14 protein-coding genes, 2 pseudogenes and 1 riboswitch are annotated in these 14060 nt (G+C 63.5%); of the genes and pseudogenes, 13 read left to right on the forward strand and 3 right to left on the reverse strand.

The window, feature by feature from the left end:
* Window positions 1-61 precede the first annotated feature (61 nt).
* The 9 genes from BKK79_RS29900 to BKK79_RS29940 all read left to right on the forward strand — a co-directional run bounded on the left by BKK79_RS29900 (window position 62) and on the right by BKK79_RS29940 (window position 8737).
* Window positions 62-514, forward strand: coding sequence for a single-stranded DNA-binding protein (locus BKK79_RS29900; protein WP_071039623.1), 453 nt, complete (start codon window positions 62-64; stop codon window positions 512-514).
* 273 nt (window positions 515-787) lie between these two features.
* Window positions 788-2809, forward strand: a complete 2022-nt coding sequence (locus tag BKK79_RS29905; protein ID WP_071039624.1) for a DNA topoisomerase III — start codon at window positions 788-790, stop codon at window positions 2807-2809.
* 525 nt (window positions 2810-3334) lie between these two features.
* The gene (locus BKK79_RS29910; protein ID WP_071039625.1) at window positions 3335-4951 is read left to right on the forward strand and encodes a DNA cytosine methyltransferase; all 1617 of its coding nucleotides are present in this window, start codon (window positions 3335-3337) and stop codon (window positions 4949-4951) included.
* Window positions 4952-5194: 243 nt separating this feature from the next.
* Window positions 5195-5752 carry a hypothetical protein gene (locus BKK79_RS29915; RefSeq protein WP_071039626.1) on the forward strand — a complete coding sequence of 186 codons (558 nt, stop codon included), beginning with the start codon at window positions 5195-5197 and terminating at the stop codon, window positions 5750-5752.
* A 333-nt stretch (window positions 5753-6085) separates the two neighbouring features.
* A complete protein-coding gene (locus tag BKK79_RS29920) occupies window positions 6086-6298 on the forward strand; it encodes a hypothetical protein (RefSeq protein ID WP_071039627.1) in 213 nt (70 codons plus the stop codon).
* A 21-nt stretch (window positions 6299-6319) separates the two neighbouring features.
* Complete coding sequence (locus BKK79_RS29925) at window positions 6320-6712, forward strand: hypothetical protein (RefSeq protein ID WP_071039628.1); 393 nt, start codon at window positions 6320-6322, stop codon at window positions 6710-6712.
* 148 nt (window positions 6713-6860) lie between these two features.
* On the forward strand, window positions 6861-7547 hold the full coding sequence (locus BKK79_RS29930) for a hypothetical protein (protein WP_071039629.1): 687 nt from the start codon (window positions 6861-6863) through the stop codon (window positions 7545-7547).
* Between the two features lie 79 nt (window positions 7548-7626).
* Window positions 7627-8364, forward strand: a complete 738-nt coding sequence (locus tag BKK79_RS29935) for a DUF5983 family protein (protein WP_071039630.1) — start codon at window positions 7627-7629, stop codon at window positions 8362-8364.
* A gap of 94 nt (window positions 8365-8458) precedes the next feature.
* On the forward strand, window positions 8459-8737 hold the full coding sequence (locus tag BKK79_RS29940; protein WP_071039631.1) for a uridylate kinase: 279 nt from the start codon (window positions 8459-8461) through the stop codon (window positions 8735-8737).
* Window positions 8738-8769: 32 nt separating this feature from the next.
* Here the strand turns inward: BKK79_RS29940 and BKK79_RS29945 are convergent, their stop codons facing one another.
* The 3 genes from BKK79_RS29945 to BKK79_RS29955 form a co-directional block, all read right to left on the reverse strand.
* Complete coding sequence (locus BKK79_RS29945; RefSeq protein ID WP_071039632.1) at window positions 8770-10017, reverse strand: MFS transporter; 1248 nt, start codon at window positions 10015-10017, stop codon at window positions 8770-8772.
* 81 nt (window positions 10018-10098) lie between these two features.
* Window positions 10099-10905, reverse strand: a complete 807-nt coding sequence (locus tag BKK79_RS29950) for an endonuclease/exonuclease/phosphatase family protein (protein WP_071039633.1) — start codon at window positions 10903-10905, stop codon at window positions 10099-10101.
* A gap of 15 nt (window positions 10906-10920) precedes the next feature.
* The gene (locus BKK79_RS29955; protein ID WP_071039634.1) at window positions 10921-11463 is read right to left on the reverse strand and encodes a Chromate resistance protein ChrB; all 543 of its coding nucleotides are present in this window, start codon (window positions 11461-11463) and stop codon (window positions 10921-10923) included.
* A 195-nt stretch (window positions 11464-11658) separates the two neighbouring features.
* Here BKK79_RS29955 and BKK79_RS40680 point away from each other — a divergent pair.
* The 4 genes and pseudogenes from BKK79_RS40680 to BKK79_RS42380 form a co-directional block, all read left to right on the forward strand.
* A pseudogene (locus BKK79_RS40680) lies at window positions 11659-11778 on the forward strand (ATPase); the annotation flags it as partial.
* 155 nt (window positions 11779-11933) lie between these two features.
* Window positions 11934-12005: riboswitch (Fluoride riboswitch) on the forward strand.
* Between the two features lie 378 nt (window positions 12006-12383).
* Complete coding sequence (locus BKK79_RS29960; protein WP_071039635.1) at window positions 12384-12731, forward strand: hypothetical protein; 348 nt, start codon at window positions 12384-12386, stop codon at window positions 12729-12731.
* Window positions 12732-12821: 90 nt separating this feature from the next.
* Window positions 12822-13907, forward strand: a complete 1086-nt coding sequence (locus BKK79_RS29965) for a calcium:proton antiporter (RefSeq protein WP_071040449.1) — start codon at window positions 12822-12824, stop codon at window positions 13905-13907.
* 27 nt (window positions 13908-13934) lie between these two features.
* Window positions 13935-14060, forward strand: a pseudogene (locus BKK79_RS42380) (DUF3861 family protein); the annotation flags it as partial.

Below are 14060 nucleotides of genomic sequence, written 5' to 3' on the forward strand. Positions count from 1 at the left end.
TCCCAGCACGCGCCCGCCGCCAACCAGGTGCGGGTATTTCAACCACCACGGAGATTGCAACATGAGCACGCATTTTTCTGGCGAGGGCAACATCGGCTCTCCCCCCGAGTACCGGGAGTTTCCCAACGGCAATGATGAGCCGCGGCGCTTGCTGCGGCTGAATGTGTACTTCGACAACCCAGTCCCCACCAAGGGCGGGGACTTTGAGGATCGCGGCGGCTTCTGGGCACCAGTGGAAATCTGGCACCGCGACGCGGCGCACTGGAAAGACCTGTACCAGAAAGGCATGCGCGTGCTGGTCGTCGGCCGCATGGAGCGCGAACCCTGGACGGACAACGAAGATCAGCCGCGCGAGACCTGGCAGATCAACGCGCGCAGCGTCGGCATCCTGCCGTTCCGCATCGAATCCGTGACCCTCAGCCCGAGGCAGCAGGAGACCGCGCAGGACGCGCAGCCGAAACCCCAGACCGCCCAGGAGCCTACCGCGCCGAAGGAACCTAAGCGCAGGAAGTGACCCGGCATGGGGCGGCCGCAGTCGTCCGTCGCCCCATACCCTCGCGAGCTATCCCCAGGGGATAGCTCCATCAACCTCCACCGGCTTCCACACGCGCCCGAAAATCGCGGCTTCCGACCCGCGCATCCCCGGTCGCACGCCACTCCCGTCCCCGCCATTCCATCCCGTGAAAGTGGTCGCCACCGCATGCGGCTTGTTTGCTGCCGCCCCTGGCGGTGCTCGGCATCCTCGATTCCAGCAACTCAATGAACCACGGAAATCGGATGGACGGACATGCGGCTGTTCTTGTGCGAGAAGCCCTCCCAGGGCAAAGACATTGGCCGGATTCTCGGCGCGACGCAGCGCGGTGAAGGCTGTCTCAGCGGCTCCGGTGTCATCGTCACCTGGTGCATCGGTCACCTCGTAGAGGCTGCTCCACCCGAAGCCTACGACAAGCGGTTGAAGCGCTGGGCCATCGAGAATCTACCCATCATTCCTCAGCACTGGCAGGTCGAGGTCAAACCGAAGACCGCCAAGCAGTTCAAGGTCGTCCAAGCGTTGCTGGCGAAGGCTACCCACCTTGTCATCGCTACCGACGCCGACCGCGAGGGCGAGTTGATCGCTCGCGAGATCATCGAGCTATGCGACTACCGCGGCCCAATTGAACGCCTGTGGCTGTCGGCGCTCAACGATGCGTCAATCCGCGCCGCGCTCGGCAAGCTACGGCCCTCGGCCGAGACGCTGCCGATGTACTACGCGGCACTAGCGCGCTCTCACGCCGACTGGCTCGTGGGCGTGAACCTCACTCAACTGTTCACAGTGTTAGGGCGGCTGGCAGGCTATGGCGGCGTGTTGTCGGTCGGTCGAGTCCAGACACCTACGCTGAAGCTCGTGGTGGACCGCGACCGAGAAATCGCGGCTTTCGTGTCCGTGCCCTACTGGGCCATCGACGTGTCCCTGTCGGCCAGCGGCCAAGCTTTCACCGCGCAGTGGGTTCCGCCCGAATCCAGCACCGACGACGCGAGCCGCTGCCTGCGGCAGCCGGTTGCACAGCAGGCTGCGCAGCAGATCCGCGCTGTGGGCAGCGCCCAGGTGGCTTCTGTCGAGACCGAGCGCGTGCGTGAAGGCCCGCCACTGCTGTTCGACCTGGGGACGCTCCAAGAGGTTTGTTCCAAGCAGTTCGGGCTGGACGTGCAAGAGACACTTGAGATCGCCCAGGCACTCTACGAAACGCACAAGGCAACGACCTACCCACGCTCTGACTCCGGCTACCTGCCCGAGAGCATGTTCGCAGAGGCACCCACGGTTCTCGACAGCCTGCTCAAGACCGATCCCTCGCTGTGCCCGATCATGAGCCAACTCGACCCCTCCCAGCGCTCGCGTGCATGGAACGATGGCAAGGTCTCGGCGCACCACGGCATCATCCCAACACTCGAACCGGCGAACCTCTCGGCCATGAGCGAGAAGGAACTGGCGGTGTACGGGCTTATCCGGGCGCACTACCTGGCTCAGTTCCTGCCGCATCACGAGTTCGATCGCACCGTGGCGAAACTCGCCTGCGGCCAGCAAACGCTGACTGCGACGGGCAAGCAGGTTGTCGTCAAGGGCTGGCGCTTGGTGTTCGCAGAAGATCAGCCCGACGAGGACGGCGATGCCACGACACGCAGCCAGGTGCTTCCCGCACTGCACGAAGGCCTGGCGTGCCAGGTGGCCGACCTCGATCTGAAGGCACTCAAGACGTTGCCGCCCAGGCCGTACACGCAAGGCGAGCTGGTCAAAGCCATGAAGGGGGTCGCCAAGCTGGTGACGGACCCGCGCCTGAAGCAGAAGCTCAAGGATACGGTCGGCATCGGCACCGAGGCGACACGGGCCAACATCATCAGTGGACTGATCGTCCGCGGCTACCTCGTCAAGAAGGGGCGCGCCGTCCGTGCATCGGATGTAGCATTTACTGTGATCGACGCCGTACCTGCGGCGATTGCCGACCCAGGCACTACCGCTGTCTGGGAACAGGCGCTCGACATGATCGAGACCGGACAGCTCACCCTGGACGTGTTCATCAGCAAGCAGGCCGCATGGATTTCGCAACTGATCGCGCAGTATGGCAGCACCTCGCTGTCCATCAAGGTTCCCCAGGGACCCGCTTGCCCGCAGTGCGGCGCACCCACGCGCCAGCGCACCGGCAAGACCGGCCCCTTCTGGTCGTGCAGTCGTTACCCTGACTGCAAAGGTACGCTGCCGGTCGAAACCGGCACGTCCAAGCGTGGTGCCTCGCGCCCCCCACGCAAGAACAGCAGCGACCGCAAAGGCTCCTGACCGATCCTGCTCCCCGAGAGCCGTGCCCGCCATCGGCGGCGTGGCCCATGTCCCGCACGCCCTGCGGGACGCCCAGCGCGCAACGCCTTCTCTGTCCGTGTGCGCGTCCCGCCCAGCCGTCCCCGGCTGCGGGGCCTGAAGGTAGCTTCTCCGCGAACCATGTCCGGGGTTTCCCGGCGTGTTCTGCTGATCTGCATTTTTCCGCCTCTGCGAAGGGTCCCCCGATGGCTTGCCAGCCCGCGAGCTACCCGGAGACCCTTCGCGGTCAGCGGTATTCGATGCCGTGCCCAACGGCGAAAAACTGGGCTCCTTTTGTGCGCGGATGTGCGCCAGAAGATGCCGGCGCCAACCACGACATGCGCCGGGTGCGATTGCTGACAGCAGACGGTTCTAGCGACGACCGGGCCTGCAACAGCCCACGGGTGGTTCTGTCCTCCCGAGCCGAAGGCCACACGGCCTTCGGCGCCTTTCTCCTGCCGATCAACGTCCCGGCCCGCCCTGGGCCACACGAACAGGAGACCCGACATGAACCCGCAACTTTGCACCTCACGCGGTGCGCCCCAGGCCGCGCCACTGCTGTACGGCAGCGTGTGCAGCGGCATCGAGGCCGTGAGCCTCGCCTGGCAACCCCTCGGCCTCGAAGCCGCGTGGTTCGCCGAAATCGAGCCGTTCCCGAGCGCCGTGCTCGCCCACCGTTACCCCCACGTGCCCAACCTGGGCGACATGACCGCGATCGCCCGCCAGGTGCGCGCCGGCACCGTGCCGGCTCCCGACATCCTGGTCGGCGGCACGCCGTGCCAGTCATTCAGCGTTGCAGGTAGCCGTCGCGGGCTGGATGACCCGCGCGGAGCCCTTTCCCTTGCCTATGTGGAGCTTGCCAATGCCATCGACCAAACCCGCCAACAAGACCGCCGCCCGGCGGCCACGCTCGTCTGGGAAAATGTCCCCGGCGTCCTCAACGACCGCAGCAATGCCTTCGGGCATTTCCTGGGCGCACTGGCCGGAGAAAGCCGTGCGCTCCAGCCGCCAGGGGGAAAATGGGCGCACGCTGGTTGTGTGTCTGGACCCCGTCGGCGCATCGCCTGGCGTGTCCTCGACGCTCAATATTTCGGTGTCGCCCAACGCCGCAAGCGTGTGTTTCTTGTGGCAAGTGGTGGAGATGGTCTCGATCCCGCCGAAGTACTTTTTGAGCGCGCAGGCCTGCTCGGGGATTCTTGTGCGGGCCGCGCGCCGTGGCAAGAAGCTGCCCGCGCTGCTGGACCGGGTGCTGACGCAGCAGGCGCATGCGCAGGACTTGCAGGATTCGCAGAACTGAAGCAGCCCTACGGCAAGGTCACGACGACGTTCGGATTCAGCAATGGGCGTGGCCCGACCGATCTCGCAGCCAGTTTGATGGCGGGTGGTCCAAAGCACGATATCTGCACTGAGACCTACTTGGTGCAATCCATCGCCGGCAGCATCGCCCACACCCTCGACACCGCCAACAACGGCAAGGGCAGCAGCGAAGACGGCACCGGCAAGGGTGTTCCGATCATCGCCTTCACCGCCCAGGGCAGCGGTGCGGATGCCACGCTCGACCTGACGCCGACGCTGCGCGCTGGCGGCCATCGCAACAGCCATGCGAACGCTGGCGTCATGCCCGCCATCGCCTTCGCGCAGAACACCCGCTGCGAAGTGCGCTTCGAGTCTGGCCATGGACAGGTGGCCGGGACCATCCTGTCCAACGGCAAGCCGGGCTACGGGGTGCCGGTAGTGGCCTGCGTGTCCCTGCGCGGCCGCGAGCAGGGCCTTGCTGCCGAGCTGGGCGGCAGCGTAGCGGCCGCGCTGCGTACCAGCGGCGGCGGCGCGGACAAGCCCCATGTGCTGGCCCCCGACTTCGAGGCGCATTTCCGCTACGACTGGAACCACCCCGGCCCCGGAGACTGGTCGCACTGGCGGGTGCGGCGGCTGATGCCCTTGGAGTGTGAGCGGCTACAAGGCATGCCCGACGACTACACGCTGATCCCGTACCGCGGCAAGCCTGCCGCGGATGCCCCCCGTTACAAGGCGATCGGCAACTCCATGGCTGTCCCGTGCATGGCATGGCTGGGCCAGCGCCTGAAGCAGTACCTGCACAAGACGGGCTCGACCGCTTCGGATTGATCGGCGACGCGGCCTGCGGGCCGCGCCATTCTCACTCCTGCATTGCCGACGCATCGGCAGCAGCCCGCAGCCAGGGTGTCAAGGCTGCCGCGGGTTCCACCCGCGCCACCCGCCTGTTCGCCTCGGCATCTCACCGGCGAACGCTGCCCACCGGGGCATCGATGCCTCTTTTCTCCAACCCACGGGATGGCCGCCACGTCCCGTCGGGGGCGTGTCGCCACCCGGTCGATTTCAGGACTTCCCATGGACAACATCACCAAGCAAGACCGCATCACGCTGAAGAACCTCAAAGTGGCCGACTTCGCCAGCGAGGAAACGATGTGCTTTAGCGCCACCGTCGTGTTCGACGGCACTCCCATCGCCGAGGCCCGCAACGACGGCCACGGCGGCTCGACGTTCCTCCACGCGCTCAGCGGCAAAGTGGCGTTGCTGGCTCAGGCCGAAGCCTTCGCCAAGGGTCTGCCGCCTGCGCCGCTCAACCTCGGCCAGGAGGGCGAAGACCCTCATTACATCGACATGACGCTCGACTTCCTGGTCGATGAACTGGCCGATGCCATGCACGCCGAGCGTAAGGTGCGAGCCGCGTTCAACCGCGACATCAGCAACAAGGTGCTGTTCATCAAGGACGGCAAACTGCTGTTCATCAAGGGCATCAAGCTCAAAGCCATCGCCGACCGCAAAGCGTACTTCGCTTCGCTGCGCGCCAGGCAGGCCCAGCCCATCGTCATCCTCGCCGAGCTTGCGCCCGAGCAGGCATTCGACCTGTGGAAGCAGCATGTGCTGGGCGACAAGGCCGACTGACCTAGCACCATCGCCCCCTCCTGACAGCCCTGCACTAGTGCGGGGCTTTTTCTTTTCCCCGCGCCCATCAATCGGGGCTGCGCCGGATGCCGTTTTCCAACTGACGCGGCGCGGCCCGCGCACGAAGCTGCCCGCATGTTCGCTGATTCCGGTCAGCACATGCCAGCAGCCAGGGTTCCAGGCTGCCGCGGGTCTCTCCCGCGTTGCCCACCAGTCCGCATCGCATCAATTCCGCGGACGCGCGTCTCCATGACGCTGATGCTTTTTATCAACCGCGTGCGGGAGCTGCCATCCCGTGAGGGACAAGGCCCCGCTTTTCCAAGGAGCCCGTCCATGTCCCAGCAAGCCTCTTTCGGCCAATTGGCCTCGACCTACTGCGGCAAGTTTCTGCCGCTCGAAGTCCTGCAAAGCGCAGCCGGTCACTACATCGGCACGCGCGATATCGAAGGCCCCGTTTCGCGGGAATCCCGCGAGTACTTCCGCAGCTATGCCGCGGCTCAACGCGCCCTCGAAAGAGGCGGCTGGTCCCAGCTCGCCATTCCCTGATCCAACTGGAGGAATCACGTCATGAACCAGCTTCTACCGCGGGAAGTCGTCGATCAGATCATGCGGGAAGAACAGCATTTCGCTGCCGCGCCCCAAGCCTTTTTCGAGGCATGGAAGCGCGGCGTCGAGATCGCTGGCCCCGAGTGGTTTGGCGATGGCACCCGTGAAGGTCTGAACCAGGCCAAGAGCAAGTGGGATCTGCGTCCCAACATGCTGCAGCTCAACGATGCCCTCGGCGTCCTGAGCAGCGGCGAACGCATGTTCCTGTCCGCCATGGTCAGCTTCTACAACGCGCGCGAGGGCGGTGCCATGCTCAAGCGCTGCCACTTCCACGGGCTGTCGGACTTCGACGGTCTCGACCTGCAACGCCGCAAGGTCATCGCCGACCTGCTGCTGAACTACAACGGCTGGTGATCCGGTCGCCGGCAACCACCGCGTCTTCGTTCACTCCCCATGAGGGACATGCGCCCACCAGGCCATGTCCCTCAATTTCTTCTCCATCACCCTGCGGATACCATCGTCCGCATGGGCTGGCTCCGCTCACTTCTCGAAAGGAGCCACCATGGCAAACAACTACTACGAAGGCACGGGCGTTCTCGTGCTCGACCGCGTTACCCCCGTCATCAAGGCGTTGTTCGGTGCCTTCGCGCTGGACGAAAGCTACCCCGGCGATGGGCATGCCTACATCGCCAAGATCGCCGAGAGCAATGATCCGCAATGGTCCGATGTGCTGGATGGCCTGGAAGATCTGGCTGCGCAACTCGGCATCCCCATGCCCGACGATGAAGAGCTGTCGATTCCCCCGTTGCTTGAACTGATGGCTTCGTATTTCGGGGCCGACGAGAACGAGGAGCTGGGCAACCTGATCGAACACCACCAGTTCGAGGACAACGCCGACCTGGATACCTTGCTTCTGATCGCCTCCTGCTTCGATGACGGTCATCGCCTGACCGCCATCCAGTTCGAGGGCTGCTGGTATTGCAGCAAGCCGAGGCTGTTCGAGTTCGGCGGCGACGGCTGCTACCTGAGCCGCGAGGTCCAGGTCTTCAGAACGTCCTCTCAGGCGCTCCAACTCGGCGACCAACTGCGCAAGACGATCCTGGCCGCCGACATCGAAGAGGCCTCGGCGTTGATCGCGCTGGAGGCCGCCAATCTGCTCGCAGGCATCAGCGACGAGCAGTTCCGCCTCAATGTGCGCCATCGCGTCGCCGAACGGCTGGCCCAGATGCCAACGATCAGCGCCGCCTGACGCATTTTCCATTTTCAACCCACCGGGTCCAATTCCCGGTGGCGGGAATTGGCTCCATTATTCAATCTGGAGAGTTCCCATGTCCCAGAAACCCAATCCCTTTCTTCGCGGCTACTGGAATCTGAAAATCGTCCGCACGCTGTGCATCAGCTATGACGATGGAAGCCCGCATGTCTGGCGAAATATCCACGCGAGCCAAGAACACCTCTCCGACGAGGACCTGGTTTCATCCTCCTGCATCGTCACCAACGATTTCGCCGTGGTCAGCAATGACCGCGAAGCCGTGAGCGCCGAGGTGCTGGCCGAATGCGATGCCGGTGAAGGCGTCAGCGGCGAGGGCGTGATCGGTGCCGTGGTCTATGCCATTCATGGCAACGACTTCGACGGCCTCCCAGTCCACGTCGGCGACGCCTATTCGGCCGAGGCCGCGCGGGAAGTGGTGCAGCGCCTGAGTTTCGAGACCGGCTATTACAGCCGTTGCTGGGAAATCAGCCGTGAGCACATCACGGTCGATACTTGGCACTACCTCGCCAATCTGGCTGACCTCGCCACACCCGAGGCCTTTCTGTTCGTTGCGTTTCGGGTGCCGTACAGCCCGGCGATCGGCGTCAAGCTGATCTCCACGCCCTGGACGGATCAGAACCTGGAACACGCCGAGGGCATTACCGCCGAGCAGCTTCGGCAGGAGCACCGGAACAAGGGCATGCCGGACGACCTGGCGAACATCCTTGAACTGGCCGGCCAGGCCGATGTACGCATCCTCATCCTCGATGCCGACGCACCCGCGCTGCTGGGCCTGCCGCTGGCCGAGCCCTAGCAGCCGCACAACGCACCAGTCTTCCTCTTTGTCCGCCCATGCCAGCCCGTCTCCTCCAGGAGTCGGGCTGGTCCATTTTCATAGGAGCAACCTCATGTTCCCCGACCTCATCTCGCGCGCACCGGACTTCGAGCACCAGCTCGGAGCCTGCCTCAACGCCATGAGCCAGGACGACGCCATCGGCCAGATCCTGGTATTCGAGCGCACGCACGGCGCGCTGCACATGCGCCATATCGCCAGCACCGACCTGGCGGACACCGACATTGACGACTACGAAATGGTCGTGTTCGACGGTGGCAACACCAGCGGCGACACGTGGAAGCATGTCTTCTTCCCGCGTCAGCGCGAGCACTACTTCGTGTACCAAGCCTGACCCTACCAGCCCCTTTCGAGGGGCTTTTTTTGCTATCGGGCAAGACGCTTCAACGCGATCGCCCCGCCAAGCATTACGGCACCTGCAAGGCCGAATCCGAGCACCGGCGACACTCCCGTCCACACCATTCCCACAATGGCGCTCGACAGGAACTTGGCTGCGCCGTTGACCGTGCCTAATGCCCCATAGCTCATCGCCAGCGTGTCGGACGCAACCATGTCCGCCGTCACGGTCGATTCCAGTGCCTCTTGCACGGCGACATACAGCCCCGCAATCACGAAGATCGCAGCGAGTAGCGGCAGACTGGCCGTGCCAGTCCAAAACGCCAGCGCCGCCAGCACGGCGGTCGCCGCGCCCAGCGCGTACCCTGCGACCAGTAGCGGCAGCGAGCCGATGCGATCCGCCCAGGCACCGATCGGATACGACGCCAGCACTTGCACGATATTGCGGCCGACATAGAGCAGTCCGGCAATTTGGGCCGCGCGCACAACTCCCATCGAGGGCGTCAGCAACTGCGTGGCGGCCAGAATCAGCAGGCTATGCGAGAAGTCGCCCAGGCCGAACAAACCGACCGCGCCAAGATAACGCTTGAACCGTGCAGGCAGTTCGCGCAGCGCGCCAAAGAAGCGCAGGCCGGGATTGGGCGACTGCTGCGGGTCGTTGACCAACGCGAGGAAGGCCAACACGGCCAGCGCCCCCGGAATCACGGACAGCCAGAGCACCAGCCGGAACGGGCTGGCCGTGTCGCCCCAATGCAGCGTTTGCGCCCAGCCCAACACGGCCACACCCAGCAAAGGCCCGATGACGGCACCGACCGTATCGGCGGCACGGTGGAAACCGAAGGCGCGGCCGCGGGTTTCCGACGACACCGCCTGAATGACGATGGCGTCGCGCAACGGCCCACGTAGTCCCTTGCCGAACCAGGACACCAGCCGTCCAAGCAGCAGCAGCGGCCAGCCTGCCGCCAGCGCGATGAACGCCTGGCCGATGGGCGTGAGCGCATAGCCGACCAGCACCAGCGCCTTGCGATGGCCGAGCTTGTCGGCAACATAGCCCGACACCATCTTGGTGAAGCTCGCTACGGCGTCGGCGGCTCCCTCGATCAATCCAAGCGCCGCAGCCGGCACGCCCAGCACAGCGAGGAAACCGGGCAGAATCACGGTCGTCGTTTCATAGCAGAAATCGCCGAGCGCACTGGTGATGCCGGCACCGGCCACCGTGCGGTTGAGCCAGCGCGGCGTGGTGCCGGCAGTTGCTTCGTCAGGTTGAGCATCGGGCATGGAGCAAGCCTCTCGGTCATTGCGGGGCCGAAGGCGCAGGCGCGCGGCCAAGGTCGGTGGCAGCATGGATGGCGCTTCGCATCAGGGCAGATCGAAGCGCGCCAGCACCGGGTAGTGATCGGAAGCCGTATCGGTGATAGGCGTGCGCAGCACTTCGTAATGCTGCGCGGTACGGGCCAGCGCCGCGGATGCAAGTAGGTAATCGCAGCGCATCGTGGCGAACTCGGCGGCGCGGTAGGCCGCCGTCGGCACGGTCGGCGTCGCCGCACCGCCGAGGTGATGGCCTACATCGACCCAACCGGCTGCTTCGAGATGCGCGAGCACGCTGCGGTCGATGCCCTGTAGATCATCGGCCAAATAGCGCGCACGGTGATGGGATGCGAGTGCGGGCCAGTCGGCCGGTTCGGGATCATGCGGCGATGCGGAATTGAAGTCGCCCGTGATGAGCGTCAGTTTGTCCGGCGCAGCCTGTACCGCCAGATAAGCCGCCTCGCGCCGGCGCACGTCGGGGCCATTGGGACACAAGTGCGCGCTGATGAAGGTCACGGGCATCTCGACACCCGGCACAGCGACGCGCAGCGTTGCCAGCGCATGATGAAAATTCGCACCGTCCACCTCGAAGGCCAGCGGACGCAGCGGCGCGCGGATGAAGATGGCGAGGTTCTGACCCGTGCGTGGCGCGACTGCCAAGAAACCACGCATGCCGATGGCGTTCTCTAGCGCGTGCAACCAGGCGCCGCCGTTGGCGTCGAAACCCTTGGCCTCTTGCATCAGGAACACATCGGGGCGCACTTCGTTGATGAGGCCAATCTGCGCCTGGGCGCGCTCGTCGTTCGCGCCATCGCGGCCGGCGAACAAGGTGTTGTAGGTCAGGACAGTCAGCGACATGCGTAGCTCTTTGAATCAACGGTTTTCGTCGTGGGCCTCGAACACGCGCTGGGCGTAGGCGTCGAGCAGCGCCTCGCATTGCGCCAGGCGATCGGTCGCCTCGGCGGCGCGCGTGCCGACGTAGAAATCGAGCTTGCGGATCTTCTCCAGCCAGGTCTGGAGCTTCTTCAGATCGACGTCGTTTTCTTCCAGCTCGGCGTAGGTGAAGTGCTTCGCGGCCGTCTCTTTCGCAATCTCGGCCTCGAAGTCGCTGCACTTGTCGATGAACTCGACGTATTCCTCGTCGCGATCGGCCTTGAAACGCCCAACCACCTTGTCTTCCTGCGCCTTATCCAGCGCGACGGTTTCGAGCAACACCGATTCGCCCGCCATTTCGTCGATCTCGTTCTCGATGATCTTGAGGCGGCGCGTGTGATCGTCGTTTTTCGGCAGCAGGCAGACGCCGTTCTGAAGATAGACGGCACCCATGCCCTTGAGCTTGCGCCAGAGGGCGATGCGTTTTTTCGCCGGTTCGGCGGGTACCTTGTAGGTTAGTAGCAGCCAGTTTTGTGCTTTCATCCGTACAATCATAACGAAACGACCGTAACATAGCAACAGCCGTAACATTTTTAATGTTCATATTGTTTTTGCATCCCGGTGTGCCGCCGGCGGGTTCGCGGGCTACGCCCCGCGCCTCGTGTCGAGTCGCGGCCATCCGGCTTTGGCCCCTGACGCCTTCGGCCCATGCGGGCCTGTGCGCTTCGCTTGCCAACGGCGCGGCTGAAGCGCGAGGTGTTCGCTCGCGTGTTCAACGTGCCTGTCGCCGACAAGCAGCCGTGCGTGTTCGTCGAACCCGGCGTGACCGAGCAGTTGCAGTCGATGGTCACACACTGATCGCGCGGCAACATCCGGCGCGTCGTCCCGGTTCTGCGAGGCGACGCACTTCGTTCTGCGGCATCGGGAGTGATCGCCCGCACGGCCACCGCTGTCCTCCAGGGGTAAAAGTCCGCGGGCGTTGTCAACCCAACCGGCGCTGGTTAATATCTCTCGCATCACGCGGAGATGGCATTCCTCCTCTAACCGCCGTCGTTTTATATGCGGCTGATGATGCCTACAGGTCCCTGATCCTCCAGGGCTGTGGGTTTCTTTTGCGTCCGCAGACTGTGATCGGGTCGTTCGGTTTCTTCCGTACACGATCACATGTCATATCTATCGAACAACAAACCTCACGAACGACCATCCTGTGGCAGTAGGCGACCGGGCCTGCTTGATTTTTCGGGTCTAACAGACGCAGGTACTGCCGCGACCTGCCACAGATATGCCCAGGCGCAGACGGCCCGCCGTGGTGCCAATGCCATGCGATGGCATCCCATACCGAACAGCATCTGCCTACCGTTTCTGACTGAACCCAGGAATGCGGCCAACGGCTGCGCGCCAGCTACTGATTGTGAGGAAGTCACCTGGCCCGAAGTCTTGCTGCGGAACCCCTGGAGGTTCAGATGACAGCCAAGCGCAAGGCCGGCAAGACGCCGCCGCGGATTGATGCCGCAATGCAGGTGGCCATAGAACAGCACACGAAGTTGGTGTTCAGGGTAGTGCTGATGTGGCTAGGCTGGGTCGGCGTCAATCTTGTGGCTTGGGCGTTCTGGCTGCATGGTCAGGACTATCAGCGACTGCGGATCATCGGGGCGGGCACTTTGGCGTTTTGGCTGGCGTTCACGGGTTTCGTGTGGACACAGATCATCCATGCACTGATCGAGTACCGAAAGCTGCAAAGAATCAAGCGACTTCTGAAGGAGATGATCGAGCAAGAAGACGGTAGCGTTGATAAGTCGGATTGGAAGTGAGGCTTGACCTGTTCCTATGCTGCCCGCGCTGACTTCACTTTCTGCGCTACGTGGTGGCACCTACTTGAATACACCTAAAAAATGCACTCCATGACGCGCGCAGGAAGACTTTCCAGATGGGCTTTGCTGGTCACGGCGCTAGCAACAGCCATCGTCATTGCGACGCGCCACGCTGTACTGCAAGGGCTGGTATTCCCGGTGCTGCTCGCAACGATTGTGGCCGCGGTACTCGCTGCCGTGCATCACGCCCAGGTCGTCGCCAGCCGCGTAGGCCCCATCCTGGGAACCCTGATTCTGGCATTGAGCGTCACGGTCGTGGAAGCGGGCTTTGTGGTTTCGGTGATGACCTATGCAAGCTCCGCAGCATTGACACTCGCACGCGACACGGTGTTTTCATCGCTGATGTTGTGCTGCAACGGCATGTTGGGGCTCGCGCTGCTGGTAAGCACGCGGCGCGAGGAAATAGTGCGGTTCGATGCTTTCATCTCGGGTTCGGCCTTTGCGACGGTCGCAACGGTCGCGACTCTCACTATGGTCTTGCCTTCATTCACTCGCAGCGGGCCAGGCCCCCAATTCAACGGTGCGCAACTCGCGTTCGCGTCCACTGCGGCAGCAGTTCTGTACGTGTTGCACGCGGCCAAATCGACCGCCTGGCTGCACGAATACGTCCACGTCGAGCGCACCGCTTCGGCATTGACACTAGAGGCGCATAAGCCGTCCAGGCTGACGGCTATCGTCAGCTCGGCCTTGCTTCTCGTGACGCTGGTGACGATTTTTTACGGAAGCGAGACGCTTGCGCCGCTCATCGAAAAGTCGATCCGAGAAGCGCACTTGCCGTCATCGTCGATCGGCGTGCTGATCGCAATGATCGTTGCTTTGCCCGAAACCTTGACGGCGGCTAGGGCTGCGCACGCCGGCCAGGTTCAAGTTAGTTTCAACATCGCGCTCGGTTCGGCGATGGCCAGCATCGGCCTGACCATTCCTGTCGTCGCCGTTGCTTCGGCGATATTGCATGCCCCGCTGACACTCGGCCTGGAATCCAAGGAGATGGTGCTGCTGGTGCTGACCACCGTAGTCGGCATCGTGACGGTGGTGTCTGGCCGCGCCTCGGTATTGCGCGGCTCGCTTCACCTGACGATCTGCGCCGCATACATATTCCTGGCCTTCGTGCCGTAGTCTGGATCGGACCTCCGTTCCTACCTTTGTTGCGGGGTCAAACTACTGAGTGAAATCGTTCTGCACGAAAAGGACACCCCACTTTTCGATCCCCTAAGACAACCAATACGAACTTTCATATTGAACCTAAAAAACAAGGTTGCCGCCCCCTAA

The sequence above is a fragment of the Cupriavidus sp. USMAA2-4 genome, assembly GCF_001854305.1.
GTDB classification, from domain to species: Bacteria; Pseudomonadota; Gammaproteobacteria; order Burkholderiales; family Burkholderiaceae; genus Cupriavidus; species Cupriavidus malaysiensis.